Below are 17144 nucleotides of genomic sequence, written 5' to 3'. Positions count from 1 at the left end.
CACTGACTTTCAATCAACTATCCAGGAGTTTATGCTCGCACGCCTGTTCGTGATCTTCGGTGGGCTTCTCGTGCTGGTGCTGTGTGCGGCGCTGGTGGTGCCGTACTTTGTCGACTGGACAGGTTACCGTGCCGATTTCGAGCGCGAGGCCAGTGCCGTCCTGGGCCGCAAGGTGACCGTGCGAGGCGATGCGACGGCAAGGCTGTTGCCGTTCCCCTCGGTGACCTTTTCCAACGTCGCCGTTGCCGGTGGCCCTAACGGCCAGCCGGCGATGACCGTCGAAACTTTTTCGATGGATGCAGAACTCGCGCCATTCCTGCGCGGCGAGGTGCTGATCTTCGACATGCGCCTAGTGCGGCCGAAGGCGACGATTGACATCGCCGCCGACGGCACGGTCGACTGGACGATACGGCCGTCCTCGCCCTTCGATCCCGGCCAGATCTCCATCGAGAAGCTGACGGTGACGGAAGGACAGATCGCGCTCAGCCACGCCGCCGGCGGGCGCAGCCATCTTATTTCCGAGATCAACTCGACGATCTCGGCCAAGTCGCTGGCCGGCCCCTGGCGGCTGGACGGCTCGCTGTTGCTGGACGGGTTGCGGACCACGATCGCCGCTTCCACCGGCAAGGCCGAACCGGACGGGCAAATGCGGCTCAGGCTCAAGGCCGATCCGGACGCCTATCCGCTGGTCATCGAGACCGACGGCAATGTGGGCCTCGTCGAGGGCGCCGCCGTCTATTCGGGCCAGTTCAAGATATCGGGCGCAGACCAGACTGCGGCGCGGCAGCTGGGCACCGGCGGCGAGGCGCTGAAAGTCAGCGCCGGCAAACCGGACCCGGGCTTCAGGCTGAACGGCAAGTTTTCGCTCGACCACCAGAAGCTCGGCGTCGACGAATTCCGCTTCGAGACCGGGCCGCGCGACAATCCCTACACTGCCGACGGCAAGGCTGCGGTCGACCTTGGGCTGAAGCCGCATTTCTCGATCGAGGCCAATGGCGCGCAGGTGCAGTTCGACGAGGCCGTGGGGGCGGCGGCCGGTGCCGGATTGACGCTGTCCGAGCGGGTGGCGGCGCTGGAGCAGGCGCTGCTCGACCTGCCGAAGCCGACCATACCGGGCACGGTCGAGGTTAAACTGCCGGCGGTGGTGGCAGGCGATACCACCGTTCGCGACGTGCACCTGTCCGCCGAGCCAGCCGAGGGCGGCTGGGCGGTAAAATCGCTGGCCGCCACGCTGCCCGGCCGCGCCAAGCTGGAAGCCAACGGCATGGTCAGCGTCGAGGACCATTTCGGTTTCACCGGATCGCTGCTTCTGGCGGTGGCGCAGCCCTCCGGCTTCGCCGCATGGCTGTCGAAGGACGTCGACGAGGCGATCCGCCGCTTGCCGGCCGCCGGCTTCAAGGCCAAGGTGGATTTGAGCGAGAAGCACCAGGCCTTCAGCGATCTCGAACTCATCCTCGGCAAGGCGAAGTTCTCCGGCCGCATCGATTCCAGCCAGCCCGACGACACAAGGCCATCGGTGCTGATGCAACTGGAAGGTGGCGAACTCGATGTCGACGGGCTCGCCGCCTTCGCCTCGATCTTCGTCAGCGACAAGGGCGCCAACCGCTTTTCCGACCGCGACCTCGATTTCCAGATCAAGGCCGGGCCGGTCAGCGCCGGCGGGTTGACCGCCGATAGCGTCGACACCGCGCTTAGATTGCGCGAGGGGCTGCTTGAGATCGACCGACTGTCGGTCGGCGGACTTGCCGGCGCCTCGATCAGCGCCACCGGCCGGATCAAGGATTTCCCGGCGAGCCCGACCGGCAAGCTCGACGCCTCGGTGGTCGCCGTCGACCTCAAGCCGCTGATCGACGTCGCCGTCCAGCATTATCCCGGCAATGCAGTGCTGAAGGGCCTGGCGGAGCGTGCTGCTGCCTATCCCGAGCTGTTCCAGGATGCGCGTATCGATGCGGTCACGAGTGCCGCAGACAATGGCGATGGTACGACCGGACTGGCAATGAGCGCACAGGGCAAGGCCGGTGGCTCGGCCTTTTCGGCGTCGTTATCCGGCAAAGGGGCGCTCGACCGGCCTCTCGAAGCGCCGGTGACGCTGACCTTCAACGCAAGGAATGCCGACGCCACGGCGCTGCTGGCGCTTTACGGTTTGCCGGCGCTGCCACTCGGCATGCTCGGCGAGGCGACCACCGAGGTCTCGGCCAAAGGCACGCTTGGCGGTGGCCTGGCGACACGATTCAGCCTGGCCGGCAACGACTTCAAAGCTGGTTTCGACGGGACAATTGCCGACACGGCTCAAGGCGCGGCCGCCAAGGGCAAGGTCAGCCTTGAAACGGCCGACATCGAGCCATGGCTGATGACGACCGGCGTTGGCCTGCCCGGCATGGGCACCGGCATGTCGACGTCGCTTGCAGCCGATGCCGATTACGGCAATGGTCTCCTGGTGCTGAGCGGCCTCAGCGGCGCCGTCAACGAAGCGGCGGTCTCCGGTGACGTAAATATCGACATCAAAGAGGGGCTGCCGCATCTTGCCGGCGCGCTGTCGCTGGACGAGCTGGACCTCGATCCGATGGCGGTGATGCTGTTCGGCGACCAGGCCTTCCTTGTCAATGACAGGACCTGGCCGACAGCACCGTTCAGCCAGAAATCCAGTCTGCCATTTACCGCCGATCTCGATCTGACGGCGGCGTCGCTTGCCGCCGGCCCGCTTGCCACCGCCTATGACGCTGCGCTGTCGCTGCAGCTCGACCAGGAGGGCATCCGCGTTTCCGACCTCAAGGCAAAGTTCCTCGGCGGCGCGTTGACTGGCCTGTTCGAGCTCAAGAACAATGACGGCACCGGGCTTTTCTCCAGTCAGATGAAACTCGCCGGCGCCGATCTGGTAGCCGTGCTGCCGGAGGCCGGCATCAGCGGAAGCGGCGAGTTCTCGACGGCGCTTTCGACCAGCGGCAAATCGGTCGACGCGATGGTTGCGGCGCTGTCCGGTTCCGGCACGGCGACGCTGAAGGGCATGACTATTGCCGGCTTCAATCCCGATGCCTTTGGCGCATTCATTGCCAAGGCCGACGCGATAGGGCGCGATATCGACGCGTCGAAGACCGCCGGCTTTGTGCCGCAGATCGCCGCGGCGGGCAGTTTTCCGGCGCAGGACACCGATATTGCCTTCACCATCGCCGGCGGCACGCTGAGGGCGCCGCCGGTCAAATTCGAAAGCCCGGGCGCGACGCTGTCCGCCGACATCACCGCCGATCTGAACACCAGCACCGTCGATGCCAAGGGCGAGATCGCCTACCGGCCCGGCGATGAGGCGCTGGTCGGCTCCGAACCGATTTTGAATTTCAGCGTCGACGGGCCGTTTGGCGCCACCAAACGGCAGTTCGACAGCGAGCCGCTGGCACAGTTCCTGACCCAGCGTGCGCTGGAAAAGGAGCAGCAGCGGGTCGAAGCCATGCAAGCCGCACTGCTCGAGAAACAAAGGCTGCGGCGTGAGGTGCGCTACTACGCTGCGCTGCAAACCGAGCGTGAAAGAGCGGCGGAGGAACTGCGCAGGCAACAGGAAGCAGCGCGGCTGAAGGCCGAGGCCGACGCCAAGGCAAAGGCCGAAGCCGAGGCTCAGGCCCAGGCCGAAGCCGAGGCGAGGGCGCAGGCTGAAGCCAAGGCGAAGGCTGAAGCGGACGCCAAGGCACAGGCGGATGCGGAGGCGAGGGCGCAGGCTGAGGCCAAAGCGAAAGCTGAAGCGGACGCCAAGGCAAAGGCCGAAGCTGAGGCGCAGGCCCAAGCCGAAGCGGAGGCCAGGGCGCAGGCTGAAGCCAAGGCAAAGGCGGATGCAGCGGCGAAAGCCGAAGCCGAGGCCAGGGCGAAAGCCGAGGCGGCTGCAAAGGCCGCAGCGGATGCCGAAGCCAAAGCCAAGGCGGCGCAACAGGCTGCCGAGGAAGCAGCGCAGGCCGAAGAACAGCAACGCCAGAGGGCGGAAGAGGCGTTGCGGATCGCCTCGGAAGAGAAGGCAAGGCTCGACGCCGAACGCAAGGCCGCGGCGGAGCGCGCGGAACGGGAGCCACCGGCCGCAAACAACGTGCCACCGCCAGTGCAGCCTCCGCCAAAGCTCAAGCTCGATCCCTCGTCGATCGACGATCTGCTGAAATCGCTGAATGGCGGGTGACGGCGCATCCCTTATGTGTCGCCTCCAGCAAGCAAGCGCTTCAGCATCGGCTCGATCCGCCCGAGTTCGTCGAGATGAGCGGCTGACAGATCGGCGAGACTGTCGTCGGCGCGCTCGGTCAGCCGCAGCAGCACGCGGCGGTGGTCCTCCTCGTCGTGGTCCCTCGCGACCAGCCCGGCTTCGCAAAGACGGTTGACCAATTCCACTGCGCTGTGATGGCGGATGCGCAGGCGCTCCGCGAGGTCGCCAATGGTCACTGGCCCTCCGCCGGGGAACCCTTTGATTGCAAGCAGGGCCTGATGCTGGCGTGGTGTCACCAACATCGCTCGTGCCCGCCATCCTCGGTGGCACGGCCGGCGACCCATCCGCAAGTCGGCACGCCGCCAGAAAGCAAGGTCTGCAAATGAAGTCCGATCACGCCAACCCCGGCCATCTGCGCGATTTTACCACCGATGCCCGGGTGCTGCTCATTGCCGGCATAGCGGTGGTGGTTGCGACGGCGGGGTTGTTTGCCGGCATTGCCCTCTTGAAGCTGATCCGGCTTGCCACGAACATCGCCTATTTTGGCCAGTTCACGCTCGCCGACCTGAAACTGCAGGATACGCTGCTTGGCAGGCCGAAGAACGCGACCGCTCGGCTTTGCTGGGCTTCCGTATCCGGCGCAGGAAACAGGATAGCGTTGCCTGAAGGCTACAACTTGCTGCGCTTGGCCCAATCCAGCACATAGAGCCGGAGCGCCGAGGAGAGATTGGCATCCCGCGGACGGCTCTCGTCGATTTCGGCGACAAGGGCGGCGAGCGTCAGTTTTCGCACGGCCGCGATGGCGACCAGGTCGTCGTAAAAAGGCTTTTCGAGCGAATAGCTGGTGCGGTGGCCGCGAATGGTGACCGAGCGCTTTTCCACCGGGCTCACGAGACGATCCTACTCACACTTCAAGCATCGGATTTGTCCGAATCGCCCGAATTTTCGCGGCGATGGCCGGCGACGAATTTATCGGCCTTGTCGGCGATCAGGCGGTCGCGATCCCGGCTGGGTTTGGAACGGCCATGCAGCGCCCGGTTCTGTTCGGCCAGGCGCTCCTTCTCGGCTCGCGCCTTCTGCTTGCGTGCCTGACGGAGATTGACGATCTCGGCCATGTCACGCCGCCCGTCCGGTCACTTCTTGCGGAAGGCGTCAAGCGACACCACGTCGGCGCCCTTGGCGCCGGCGTCGGCCGCGGCAGGCTTCTTTTCCGCCTCGGCGGTTTTCTTCTTCGTCTCGGGCTTTTTCTCGGCGACGATGGCCAGCGGTTCGGGAGCAGGCTTGGCCTTTGTCTCCTGTTCCGCCGGGGTATCGGTCTTGACGTCGAATTCGAGCTCGAAGTTGACGGACGGGTCGTAAAAGCCGCGTACGGCCGAGAACGGGATTTCCAGTTTCTCCGGCACGTCGGAAAACGACAGCCCGACCTCAAAGCCGGTGTCGCTCACCTTCAGGTCCCAATACTGGAACTGGATGACGATGGTCATCTGTTCGGGATAGCGCTCGCGCAGCCGCGACGACACGCGCACGCCCGGCGCGCCGGTGAGAAAGGTGATGAAGAAATGATGGTTGCCCGGGAGACCGGTGCGCGCGACTTCGGCCAGGACCTTGCGCATGACGCCGCGCAACGCCTCCTGGGCCAGAATGTCGTAGCGGATGTGGTCGTCGGCCATGTGGCTGTCGGGTTCCGTTGAATCGTCCTGATAGCTGTAATCAAGCTTGAGCGCGGCGTAAACCGGATATAGATCGCCGGCGTGCGGAAGCGAAGCCCATTGGCGACGATTTGATCGCCAAACGGCTTTGATCGTCAAGCGCTGGCGAGCGCGCCCTGATTGCTCGCCCGGGCCATAGGCTGCCGCTTGCCGAAGGCGCGCAGGAAGGTGCGCACGCCATTTGTCGCCGATTGCACCACCTCGTCCTCGGTCGGTGTGCCGCCGAGCATGAATGTCGTCTGCAACTCGGCATTGGCAAGCGCCATGAACTGGCGCGCTGCGACATCGGGATCGTCGATGTCAAGGAAGCCGGCATGAGCGAGGCGGGCGAAGCGGGCGGCGATCGCCGGCCATGTCCTGCCCGGTCCTTCTTCGCGCCATTCGGCGAACAACTCGGGATAGCGCCCGCCCTCGGTCTGGATCAGCTTGCGCAGGAATTTGCCGTCGCGGTTGCAGATGCAGTTGTGGTTCATCCGCACAGCAAAGGCGATGAGGTCGGCCTCGAGATCCTTCGGCTGATCGGGAAAAGTGGAAATCGTGGCAAAGATGCCGGCATTGCAACGTTCGGTGAGGTCGCGGACGATGGCAACGAAGAGTTTTTCCTTGTCGCCGTGATGATTGTAGATGGTCTGGCGGGAGACGCCGGCCTCGGCGGCAATCATGTCGATATTGGCACCGGCAAAGCTTTCGCGGCAGAAGACCGAGGCGGCGGCATCGACAATCGATATGCGCTTGGCCTCGTGGCCCCGCGGCGGGAAAATGTCAGGAGAGACGTTGGCCTTCATGCAAAACTATATAGAGGTGGTTGACGAATTAGACAAGCCTGTCTAAATTTGTGGACTTGCACGAAGGGGGTTTCGTTCCGCAGAAGAGTCGGAACTCCACGGGATGGAACGTCCTGGGGTTACACGCCGGTCCTCGGCGGCAACCAGAATTCGAAAGAGCCTGCTACCATGAACGCCAAATTCCTCCGCATTGCGGTCGTGCTCGGCCTATTGTCCGCGATCGGCCCGTTTGCCATCGACATGTATCTTCCGGCCCTGCCTTCAATCGGTGAGGATCTGCATGCCGGCACTGCCGCGGTGCAGATGAGCCTGCTGATCTTCTTTCTTTCCATGGGCTTCGGCCAGATCGTCGTCGGACCGATCTCCGACATGGTCGGCCGTAAGCTGCCACTCTACGGCGGCCTGGCGCTGTTCATGGTCGGCGGCGTCGGCTCGGCGCTGGCTCCCTCGATCGAATGGCTGATCGCCTTCCGCTTCCTGCAAGGGCTCGGCGCCAGCGCCGGCATGGCCGTGCCGCGCGCGATCGTGCGCGATCTGCATACCGGCACCGAGGCCGCCAAGCTGATGTCGCTGCTGATGCTTGTGTTTTCGGTGTCGCCGATCCTGGCACCGCTGACCGGTAGCCAGATCATCGAGAATTTCGGCTGGCGCGCCGTGTTCTGGACGGTGACGGGCGCGGCCGTGCTCGCCACCATCCTGCTGGCGACCTCGCTCAAGGAGACACGGCCGGTCGAGGAGCGCGCCGGGTCGTCCTTCGGGACGGCACTTTCCGGCTACCGCTTCCTGATGGGTGACCGCAACTTCCTTGGCCTGACGGCCATCGCCGGCTTCGGCATTGCGAGCTTCTTCGTCTATCTGTCGAGCTCGTCCTTCATCCTGATCGACCATTATGGCTTGTCGCCTTCGGTCTACAGCGTGTTCTTCTCGATCAATGCGGTTGCCTTTATCGGCATGTCGCAGCTGACCGGGTTGCTGTCGGAGCGGTTCGGGCTGCAGCGCGTGGTGCGCGTCGCGGTGACCGGCTATGCGACGACGATGGTGGTGCTGTTCGCGGTGATGGCATCGGGTGTCGACCGGCTCGACGTGATGGCGGCGCTGCTGTTCATCGGCTATGGCTTTCTCGGCCTGGTCATCCCGACGACGTCGGTGCTGGCCATGGAAGAGCATGGCGAGATCGCCGGTACCGCGTCGGCGCTGATGGGCACGCTGCACTTCGCCATCGGCGCGGTCGCCATGGGCGTCGCCGGCGTGTTTTTCGACGGCACGCCGCTGCCGATGGTGGCGGGCATCACGCTCTGCGCGGCGATCTCCTTCACACTGGCCAAAATAACGCTCGGCCGCAGCCGGGACGTCGCGGAAGCGCCGGCGGAGTAAACTTCGCTTATCGAGACAAAAAGGCCGGCCGATGTTCCCGGCCTTTTCACGTTTGCGGTCCCGGTTCAAAGCAGTCTATGCCTATATGACGGGTTCAGGACATGCAGCTTCGACATCTCAAAACCTTCGTAGCGGTCGCCACCACTTTGAACATCACACGCGCCTCCGAGCGGGTTCATCTTGCCCAATCGAGCGTGACCGAACAGATCCAGGCGCTGGAAAGCGATCTAGGCACGTCGCTGTTCGACAGATCACGGCGTGGCTTGAAGCTGACGGCGGCGGGACAACGCCTGCTGGACTATGCAAACGATCTCCTCGACCTCGCGGACGAAGCCCGTTCCGCAGTCGCCGACGCGAGCGGCACGGTTGCCGGTCGCCTGACTGTCGGCGGCCTGGAGACGCTTTGCTCGACACGCTTGCCAGCTGTGCTGGCGGAATTCCATCGGCGCCATCCCGATGTGGAACTGAACCTCAGGGCGGACGATAGCAGTGGGTTGCGTGCCGGCGTGACAAGCGGGGCGCTGGACGTATCTTTCCATTTCGGAGCCGTCCCGGCGGCGGCGCCGGAGCTGCGAAGCGAGCAAGTGGCATTAGAAGAGCTCGTCACCATAATGCCGGCAAATCACCGGTTGGCCGGATATTCTGCCATAACGCCCGACGATCTGGCCGACGAGGCCTTCCTCGTCACCCAGCCCGGTTGCGTCTATAGGCGGATGTTCGACGAAACGTTTGCCGCAACATTGCCTGACCGTCCAAAACTCGTCGGCGAGTTCGCCAGCATGGGCGCGATACGGAGCCTTGTTGAAGGCGGTCTTGGATGCGCGCTGGTCCCGCGTCTGGTGGCTTCCGCGGCTGACGCCAATATCGTCGTGCTGCCCTGGGTCGGAAGCAGCCCGGTGACGCCGGTCACCATGGTATGGCGCCACCGGCGCATTCAAGCGCCGGTGCTGCGGCTGTTCCTTGCAATGGTCCGCGAAATTTTGGCCATCGCTAGACCAGTCGCTGGCCACCATCGACATGAAGCACGGTTCCGGTGATGAAGCCGTTGTGCATGAGGGACGTGATGGCTTGGGCAATGTCGGCTGCCTGGCCGATCCGGCCGACGAGCAGACGCTTTGCCATGGCGTCCAGCGCGGCTGTCTTTCCGCTGCCGACGACGGCATCCCAAATCGGCGTGTCGACCCAGCCGGGCGAAACGACGTTGACGCGGATCGGCGCCAGTTCGACGGCAAGCGCGTAGGCGAGTGAGCCAAGTGCCCCATTAACGGCTGCCACCACCGAGCCTTTCGCCGCCGGACGATAGGCGGCGATGCCCGAGGTCAGCGTGATCGATCCCCCGGGCGTCAGACGAGGCGCGCCATGTTTGGCAAGAAGAAGCGGTCCGACGACTTTGGAATCCATCACTTTGCGCGCCACCGAGATATCCATCTCGGGAAGCAACACATAGACGCCGGTAACGTCGGCGGCGGTCGAGACGATGTGGTCGAGCGTGCCGACATCCTGGAACAGGCGCTGGACCTCGTCCTCGCTTGTGACGTCGGCTGCGATCGTCCTCAGCCTTTCCGGGTGAGGCAAGCGCTGCCGTGCGGCCGACAACCGGTCCTCGGAGCGGCCGACGATCGTAACCTCGGCGCCGGCGGCAAGCTGCTGTTCGGCCAGCGACAGCCCCATGCCGGAACTGCCGCCAACGATCAGGATGCGTTCGTGTTTTGGTGTGGTTTCCTGGTTCATCTTATCTCTCCATGAGGCAGCTCGCCGGGCATGACCACACGCGGCGAGAAACTGAGGCCTTGTCCCGCAAAGGCGTGGAAGAAGGGAAACGGGAAGAAACGAATACTGCCATCGGAGGTTCCGATGATGGGAGGCCCTTGGGCTTTCGCCTCAGCCTGAGACGCCTCAGCCTGAGACGTTGACGATGCGCGATTTTCTGTGTAGCAGCGATCATCATGAAGATCGCAATGGTTCTTGCAGTGGTAGGAAAGCGCACGGGCAGGATGGTGTAACCATCCGGCGACAGCCACCCGTGCGCGACAAACAGGCTCCCGACGGGGCCTTTTTTTATGCCCGAAATTCTTCTTACGCCCGATTTCGGCGATGCCCCGTCAGCCCATCCTCATCACGCTACGGGACAGAACCATGACAAGCGATAATTCCATTCAGCATACGAGCAACCGCATGACAGGAGCGGAGATCGTTCTCCGCGCACTCAAAGACAATGGTGTGGAGCATATTTTCGGCTATCCCGGCGCGGCCATATTGCCGATCTACGACAAGATATTCCAGCAGGACGACATCAAGCATATCCTCGTGCGCCACGAACAGGGCGCCGGCCATGCCGCGGAGGGTTATGCCCGGTCCACGGGCAAGGTCGGCGTGATGCTGGTCACATCAGGCCCAGGCACGACGAATGCCGTGACGCCCCTGCAGGACGCGCTGATGGATTCAGTGCCGATCGTCTGTCTGTCCGGACAAGTGCCGACAACATTGATCGGCTCCGATGCCTTTCAGGAATGTGACACGATTGGCATCACGCGATCCTGCACCAAGCACAACTCTTTGGTCAAAGACGTCAATGACCTGGCGTCAGCAATCCATACGGCGTTCCACATCGCCCGGTCGGGGCGACCGGGGCCTGTTCTCGTCGACATGCCAAAGGACGTTCTGTTTGCGTCCGGCGTGTATACGCCGCCATCGGGTGTTGCTGCGCTGAAAAATTATCAACCGAAGCTTCAGGGTGATATCGGCAAGATCGGCCAGGCGATAGCACTGATGGCCAATGCCAGCCGTCCCGTTATCTATGCCGGCGGCGGCATCGTCAATTCCGGCCCGGAAGCATCGAGATTGCTCAGGGAGCTGGTTCAACTGACCGATTTTCCGGTCACCTCGACGCTTATGGGCCTTGGAGCTTACCCCGCCTCCGGCAAAAACTGGCTCAAGATGGTCGGCCTGCATGGTTCCTATGAGGCGAACATGGCGATGCACGATTGCGACGTCATGATCTGTATCGGCGCGCGCTTCGATGACCGCGTGACCTCGCGTGTGGATGCTTTTTCGCCGAACTCCAGCAAGATCCATATCGATATAGATCCGTCCTCGATCAACAAGAACGTCCACGTCGATATCGGCATACAAGGCGATGTCGGCAATGTTCTGGATGACATGGTTCGTCTATGGCGCGCATTGCCTCAGAAACCGGATGGAGGCCGCCTCCAGGACTGGTGGAGAAGGATCGTCGGCTGGCGCGCACGCAATTCATTCTCCTACGAGATGAACAAGGATGTGATCATGCCGCAATATGCGGTGCAGCGTCTCTACGCGCTGACGAAGGATCGCGACACATACATCACCACTGAAGTGGGCCAGCATCAGATGTGGGCGGCCCAATTCTACGGCTTGGAAAAGCCGAACCGCTGGATGAGTTCGGGCGGCCTCGGGACGATGGGCTACGGCCTGCCGGCGGCGCTGGGCGTGCAGATCGCACATCCGGACAGCCTCGTCATCGATATCGCCGGCGACGCATCGGTTCAGATGACCATGAAAGAGATGTCGACGGCAGTCCAGTACGACGCGCCGATCAAGGTCTTCATCCTGAACAACGGATATATGGGCATGGTTCGCCAGTGGCAGCAAATTCTCCACGGCAACCGCCTCGCGCATTCCTATTCCGAGGCTTTGCCCGATTTTATCAAATTGGCCGAGGCGTTCGGAGCGGTCGGCCTGCGCTGCGACAAACCAGCCGACCTTGATGATGCGATCCAGGAAATGATCGATGTGGACCGGCCGGTGCTCCTTGACTGTCGTGTTGCCAAGCTCGCCAATTGTTTTCCGATGATCAGGACGGGCAGGGCGCACAATGAGATGTCACATGAGGCTGCCGACGAGACCTTTGGCAGCGCGATCGAAACGATCAGCCAGGGACTGGTATGAACGCAGCGGCGCCAAGGCGTATCAGGGCGTAAAAAGCCCAGGCCCGCAGCTGCACATATCGGGCGAGCCTGCGGCTGCGCATATCAAAAAGGGGGAGAAATGGAGGTTTCTGTTGCCAGGTACCTCCGAACCCCGCCTAGAAGTGCGAACCACTAGGGCTTGAATTGAAGCTATCGCACCGCTTACGCGGCGAGACGTGCTTCCGCATAGTTGTCGTTGGCAACTATAAGTTTAGCCCGATAACGGTGGTACAATGCCGGGCAAAAGTACGATCTTTACACCTTCGTCGATCCTATTTCGCCCCCAGCAAAAGCCGCTCCTGAGCAGCGGTTTTTGGTGGAGGCGCCGGGTACCGCCCCCGGGTCCGAACGGCTTATTTCATCGCCTGTTTATCGCCATAGTCGGTCGAGCCGACGAAGCGAATATAGAGACTGGCGGTGGAAAATGAAAGGCCGGAATGCCACTTTCGTCCGTGCCAAAGTGGATCATGAAGGGTTGACTTGCAGCCGGTCTCAACCGAAGCTTTGTGGCGGTGAGGAGACCTAGCGCATACTTGCGGCAGCGCGCCACAATCCTCATCGACCGGATCCCGTGGCGCCGACGAGGGGAATTTCGATGGCCGATTATCTCGCAGACGTAAAGAAGTATGATGCGGCGGCGGATGCCGACGCGGTCGCCAAGATCGTCAAGCATCTGGGCATCGCGCTCAGGAACCGCGATTCCTCGCTAGTGTCCTGCACCGACCCGGAGGAACTGAAGCGCGTCAGGAACAGCTGGGTCGCCGGCAAGCTCGGCGTCACCGACGGTGCCAAGGCGGATGCGGCTATCGAAAAGACCTGCAAGGCTATGGCGGCCGACAACAGCAAGAGCCGGGTGACATTCTATTACCTCGTCGCCAAGGATCTGGGCATGCTCGGCTCGCTCTGAGCAACCTCGCCGCCGGTGCTGGTGAGACTTCTGCTGGAATCGTCTCGCTTTGCTGTGTTCGGCCGACGGTCATTCGGCTATGATGGCTGACAACCCGAATCGGACCGGAGCCGATGCGCCAGTATCTCGACCTTCTGAAGCATGTGCTGGAAAACGGCGCTGATCGCGGCGACCGCACGGGCACCGGAACGCGCTCGGTATTCGGCTACCAGATGCGCTTCGACCTGGCCCGCGGCTTTCCGGTCACCACCACCAAGAAGCTGCACCTGAAGTCGATCATCCACGAACTTTTGTGGTTCCTGGCCGGCGACACCAACATCAAATATCTCAACGATCACGGCGTCTCGATCTGGGATGAGTGGGCCGACGAGAACGGCGATCTCGGCCCGGTCTATGGCAAACAATGGCGGTCGTGGCCGGACGGCCATGGCGGCGCTATCGACCAGATTGCGAATCTTCTGAAGGAGATACGCAAAAATCCTAATTCGCGGCGGCTGATCGTTTCGGCGTGGAACCCGGCCGAGGTGGAGGCCATGGCCTTGCCGCCCTGCCACTGCCTGTTCCAGTTCTATGTTTCGGAAGGCAAGCTTTCCTGCCAGCTCTACCAGCGTTCGGGCGATATCTTTCTCGGTGTGCCGTTCAACATCGCTTCCTATGCGTTGCTGACGCTGATGGTGGCGCAGGTGACCGGATTGAAACCCGGCGATTTCATCCACACGCTCGGCGACGCGCATCTTTACTCGAACCATTTCGAGCAGGCGCGCGAACAATTGCGGCGCACGCCCAAGGCGTTGCCGACGCTGTGGATCAATCCCGAGGTGAAGGATCTCTTTGCCTTCCGCTTCGAGGATTTCCAGCTCGAGAACTATTTCGCCGACGCGACGATCAAGGCGCCGATCGCGGTCTAGCACCATACCTGACCATCCATATCGAAATTGCCTACTGCGGCTGCGCCTTCGGGCCTTGTCAGCATCAATCTCGATCGGCCGACGTCGACTTGACGCGCAATCCGGGTCGCTGATTTTCATGTGAATATTTCCTTCGGCCTCGGTGCCGCTGTATCCAACGAAGATTATCGCAGGCCGGGAAAACCTCAGCTCAGAATGCCGTAGGCGGTAAAGAGCCTTTCCTTGTTATGTTCACATGGATATATCGATGGACGGCTTCGGGCGTTCCGAGACGAGGAGAGTTTCATGCTGGCGCGCAAAGGTTCGACGACGATTGCCATCGCGGGTCTCGCCGCCATGCTGATGGCCGCGGTGCCGGCGGCCCATGCCGATGACAAGGTGGTCGTGTTTGCCGCGGCGAGCCTGAAGGACGGGCTCGATGCCGTCAACAAGGCCTGCGAGGCCGATGTCGGCGAGGCGGCGACCATTTCCTACGCGGCGAGCTCGGCGCTGGCCAGGCAGATTGAAAGCGGCGCGCCAGCAGACCTGTTCATCTCGGCCGATCTCGACTGGATGAAATATCTTGCCGACAGGAAGCTGACCAAGCCCGAAACCGAAGTGAAACTGCTCGGTAACCAGATCGTTCTGGTTGCGCCACGGGATTCCAAGGTTGAAACCAGGATCGAAAAGGGTTTCGATCTTGCCAAGCTCGTCGGTGACGGCAAACTTGCCATGGGCGATGTCAAAGCTGTGCCGGCAGGCAAATACGGCAAGGCAGCCCTCGAATCGCTCGGTGCCTGGTCTTCGGTCGAAGGCAAGGTGGCGCAGGCCGAGAATGTCCGCGCCGCCCTAAAGCTGGTGTCGACCGGCGAGGCAGCACTCGGCATCGTCTACGCCACGGATGCGCATGCGGAGCCTGGCGTGAAGGTGGTCGGCACTTTCCCCGCGGGTACCCATCCGCCGATCATCTATCCAGTCGCCCAGCTTGCGGATTCGAAGAGCAGGGATACTCCGGCATTCCTGAAATGCCTGCAATCCGCCAAGGCTGGCGAACTCTTCAAGGCGCAAGGTTTTACAATCCTCGCGCCGAGCAACTGACGTACGGCACCGCACATGAACTGGCTGCTGGATCTCGCTCCCGACGAATGGAATGCGGTCCAGCTGTCGATCAAGGTGGCGACCGTGGCGATGATTGCCAGCCTGCCGCCAGGCATCCTGATCGCTCTTGTGCTTGCCCGCGGCCAGTTCTGGGGCAAGACGCTGCTCAATGGTCTGGTGCATCTGCCGCTGATCGTGCCGCCGGTGGTGACCGGCTATTTGCTGCTGTTGACTTTCGGCAAGCGTGGTCCGGCCGGCGCTTTCCTGGCCGAACATTTCGGGATCGTTTTTTCCTTCCGCTGGACTGGCGCCGCGCTCGCCTGCGGCGTGATGGGCTTTCCGCTGATGGTGCGGGCCATCCGGCTGTCGATCGAGGCCGTCGACCGCAAAATCGAGGCGGCCGCCGGCACGCTCGGCGCCAATCCGCTATGGGTATTCGGCACGATCACGCTGCCGCTGATCCTGCCCGGGCTGATCGCCGGTGCGATCCTCTCCTTCGCCAAGGCGATGGGCGAATTCGGCGCGACGATCACCTTTGTCTCCAACATTCCGAACGAGACGCAGACGCTACCGTCGGCGATCTACACTTTCACGCAGGTTCCCGGCGGCGACGCCGGCGCGCTCAGGCTGACGCTGATCTCGATCGTCATCTCGATGGCGGCACTTGTTGCCTCGGAAGTGCTGGCGCGGCGTGTCGGCCGGCGGATGGACATCGAATGACGGTTCAGGTCGACATCAGCCACCGGCTTGGCGATTTCATCGTCAATGCCCGTTTCGAAAGCGCCGGGCGGCTGACTGCGCTGTTCGGGCCTTCCGGCTCCGGAAAGACGACGCTGATCAATTTGATTGCCGGGCTGATCCGCCCCGACAAAGGTCGCATCGCGGCCGAGGGCCGCGTGCTGGTTGATAGCGATGCCGGTCTGTTCGTGCCGAAGCACAAACGGCGGATCGGCATGGTGTTCCAGGATGCGCGGCTGTTTCCGCATATGAGCGTGGCGAGCAATCTGCGCTATGGCCGCTGGTTCACGCCGGCTGCCGAGCGTTACGCCGATATCAATGCTGTGGTCGAACTGCTCGGGATCGGCCATTTGCTCGATCGGCGGCCGGCAAAACTCTCCGGTGGCGAGAAGCAGCGCGTGGCAATCGGCAGGGCGCTGCTTGCCAGTCCGAAATTGCTGCTGATGGACGAGCCGCTGGCGTCGCTCGATGAGCGGCGCAAGGCCGAGATCTTGCCTTACATCGAGCGGCTGCGCGACGAGACGAAAATTCCGATCGTCTATGTCAGCCACTCGATCGCCGAAGTGGCGCGGCTGGCGAGCGACGTCGTGGTGCTGATGCAAGGAAAGGTCGCCGCTTCCGGTCCGACCGGTGCGATCATGCAGCGTCTGGATCTATTGCCGGCCGAAGAGCGCGGCGAGGGCGGTGGCGTGCTGGATACCGCGGTTCTGCGCCACGACGAAGCCTTTGGCATGACGGTGCTAGGCTCATTGGCGGGCGAGATCCGGGTGCCGCTTCTGGCAACGCCAGTCGGTGCGCCGGTGCGCGTCCGCATCCGTGCCCGCGACGTGATGATCGCCACCGAGCAGCCGGTTGGCCTCAGCGCGCTCAACATATTGCCGGGCACGATCGTGGCGATAGAGCCGGGCGAAGGGCCCACGGTCGAGATCGGCATCGACTGCAATGGCGCAACCGTGCTTGCCCGCATCACCGAACAGTCGCGGCAGACATTGGAGCTTCGGCTTGGTCGACAGGTCTTCGCCGTGGTCAAGACGGTGAGCTTCGACCGGGCGAATACCGGCGCCGGCCTGCCCGCCGAGGCGGATGAGTGAACGGCCGATGATTCGCTATATCGTTTTGGAATAGCGGTATCGCCGCGGAACTTGTAGAATAGCGTGACCGCGGAGGAGCAAATGCCGTCGCTGAGTTTGCGGATAAATCTCGATCCAGATGGCCGCATCGGACCGGGCAAGATCGAGCTTCTGGAACAGATCGCCGCCTTCGGCTCGATTTCGGCCGCGGCACGCGGCATGGAGATGTCCTACAAGCACGCCTGGGATCTGGTCGAAGACATGAACCGCGTGTTCGGCAAGCCGCTGGTTGCGGCACAGACGGGCGGCAAAAAAGGCGGTGGCGCCCAGTTGACGTCGGTCGGGCTTGCTGTGGTCAGCCGCTTCCGCGCGATCGAGCGGGCTGCGTCTTCAGCAGCGGCGGCGCATATGGAGGCGCTGCAGGCCGAGATCGACGCAGCGTGACGCCGGCGGAA

At 62.6% G+C, this 17144-nt stretch carries 16 protein-coding genes, 1 other RNA gene and 1 pseudogene; 11 read left to right on the top strand and 7 right to left on the bottom strand.

All coding sequences use genetic code 11. The features are described from left to right. Positions 1–31 precede the first annotated feature (31 nt). Positions 32–4153 (top strand): AsmA family protein, encoded by a 4122-nt coding sequence (locus tag NKH33_RS11435; RefSeq protein WP_352919503.1) that lies wholly within the window; start codon positions 32–34, stop codon positions 4151–4153. Between the two features lie 11 nt (positions 4154–4164). On the opposite strand, the pseudogene NKH33_RS11430 reads toward NKH33_RS11435, so the two are convergent. Next, a pseudogene (locus tag NKH33_RS11430) lies at positions 4165–4470 on the bottom strand (MarR family winged helix-turn-helix transcriptional regulator); the annotation flags it as partial. 86 nt (positions 4471–4556) lie between these two features. Between NKH33_RS11430 and NKH33_RS11425 the strand changes: the two are divergent. Beyond that, a complete protein-coding gene (locus NKH33_RS11425; protein WP_352919500.1) occupies positions 4557–4880 on the top strand; it encodes a hypothetical protein in 324 nt (107 codons plus the stop codon). Here NKH33_RS11425 and NKH33_RS11420 read toward each other — a convergent pair. The 4 genes from NKH33_RS11420 to NKH33_RS11405 form a co-directional block, all read right to left on the bottom strand. Next, the gene (locus tag NKH33_RS11420) at positions 4844–5065 is read right to left on the bottom strand and encodes a ribbon-helix-helix domain-containing protein (RefSeq protein WP_352539555.1); all 222 of its coding nucleotides are present in this window, start codon (positions 5063–5065) and stop codon (positions 4844–4846) included. The genes NKH33_RS11425 and NKH33_RS11420 overlap by 37 nt on opposite strands. 20 nt (positions 5066–5085) lie before the next feature. After that, positions 5086–5289 (bottom strand): DUF4169 family protein, encoded by a 204-nt coding sequence (locus NKH33_RS11415; protein ID WP_023676708.1) that lies wholly within the window; start codon positions 5287–5289, stop codon positions 5086–5088. 18 nt (positions 5290–5307) lie between these two features. Next, the gene (locus NKH33_RS11410) at positions 5308–5844 is read right to left on the bottom strand and encodes an SspB family protein (RefSeq protein ID WP_023676707.1); all 537 of its coding nucleotides are present in this window, start codon (positions 5842–5844) and stop codon (positions 5308–5310) included. 134 nt (positions 5845–5978) lie between these two features. After that, positions 5979–6668, bottom strand: a complete 690-nt coding sequence (locus NKH33_RS11405; RefSeq protein ID WP_352919497.1) for a TetR/AcrR family transcriptional regulator — start codon at positions 6666–6668, stop codon at positions 5979–5981. A gap of 168 nt (positions 6669–6836) precedes the next feature. On the opposite strand from NKH33_RS11405, the gene NKH33_RS11400 reads away from it, so the two are divergent. Then, the gene (locus NKH33_RS11400; RefSeq protein ID WP_023676705.1) at positions 6837–8042 is read left to right on the top strand and encodes a multidrug effflux MFS transporter; all 1206 of its coding nucleotides are present in this window, start codon (positions 6837–6839) and stop codon (positions 8040–8042) included. A 101-nt stretch (positions 8043–8143) separates the two neighbouring features. Continuing rightward, a complete protein-coding gene (locus NKH33_RS11395; protein ID WP_352471607.1) occupies positions 8144–9079 on the top strand; it encodes a LysR family transcriptional regulator in 936 nt (311 codons plus the stop codon). Here the strand turns inward: NKH33_RS11395 and NKH33_RS11390 are convergent. Then, complete coding sequence (locus NKH33_RS11390) at positions 9033–9773, bottom strand: SDR family oxidoreductase (RefSeq protein ID WP_352501027.1); 741 nt, start codon at positions 9771–9773, stop codon at positions 9033–9035. The genes NKH33_RS11395 and NKH33_RS11390 overlap by 47 nt on opposite strands. Before the next feature lie 405 nt (positions 9774–10178). On the opposite strand from NKH33_RS11390, the gene NKH33_RS11385 reads away from it, so the two are divergent. Continuing rightward, positions 10179–11969 (top strand): acetolactate synthase 3 large subunit, encoded by a 1791-nt coding sequence (locus NKH33_RS11385; protein ID WP_352919493.1) that lies wholly within the window; start codon positions 10179–10181, stop codon positions 11967–11969. Between the two features lie 98 nt (positions 11970–12067). On the opposite strand, the gene ssrA is transcribed toward NKH33_RS11385, so the two are convergent. Next, positions 12068–12423, bottom strand: a transfer-messenger RNA (tmRNA) gene (gene ssrA, locus NKH33_RS11380). Between the two features lie 161 nt (positions 12424–12584). Between ssrA and NKH33_RS11375 the strand changes: the two genes are divergently transcribed. The 6 genes from NKH33_RS11375 (at position 12585) to NKH33_RS11350 (ending at position 17133) form a co-directional block, all read left to right on the top strand. Continuing rightward, complete coding sequence (locus tag NKH33_RS11375; protein WP_023676702.1) at positions 12585–12896, top strand: DUF2853 family protein; 312 nt, start codon at positions 12585–12587, stop codon at positions 12894–12896. 113 nt (positions 12897–13009) lie between these two features. Then, positions 13010–13804: a thymidylate synthase gene (locus NKH33_RS11370; protein ID WP_352471610.1), complete on the top strand. Its 795-nt coding sequence runs from the start codon at positions 13010–13012 to the stop codon at positions 13802–13804. A 285-nt stretch (positions 13805–14089) separates the two neighbouring features. Beyond that, positions 14090–14881 (top strand): molybdate ABC transporter substrate-binding protein, encoded by a 792-nt coding sequence (modA, locus tag NKH33_RS11365; RefSeq protein WP_352831166.1) that lies wholly within the window; start codon positions 14090–14092, stop codon positions 14879–14881. Between the two features lie 15 nt (positions 14882–14896). Continuing rightward, positions 14897–15601, top strand: a complete 705-nt coding sequence (gene modB, locus NKH33_RS11360) for a molybdate ABC transporter permease subunit (protein ID WP_352831164.1) — start codon at positions 14897–14899, stop codon at positions 15599–15601. Next, a complete protein-coding gene (modC, locus tag NKH33_RS11355) occupies positions 15598–16710 on the top strand; it encodes a molybdenum ABC transporter ATP-binding protein (RefSeq protein ID WP_352850177.1) in 1113 nt (370 codons plus the stop codon). Before modB ends, modC begins: the two co-directional genes overlap by 4 nt. An 81-nt stretch (positions 16711–16791) precedes the next feature. Further along, positions 16792–17133, top strand: a complete 342-nt coding sequence (locus NKH33_RS11350) for a winged helix-turn-helix domain-containing protein (RefSeq protein WP_023676697.1) — start codon at positions 16792–16794, stop codon at positions 17131–17133. The last annotated feature ends 11 nt before the right edge of the window (positions 17134–17144 follow it).

Source organism: Mesorhizobium sp. M1182 (assembly GCF_040318335.1).
Taxonomy (GTDB): domain Bacteria; phylum Pseudomonadota; class Alphaproteobacteria; order Rhizobiales; family Rhizobiaceae; genus Mesorhizobium.
Note: the sequence above shows the minus strand (reverse complement) of the source record. Positions and strands in the feature narration are given on the sequence as shown.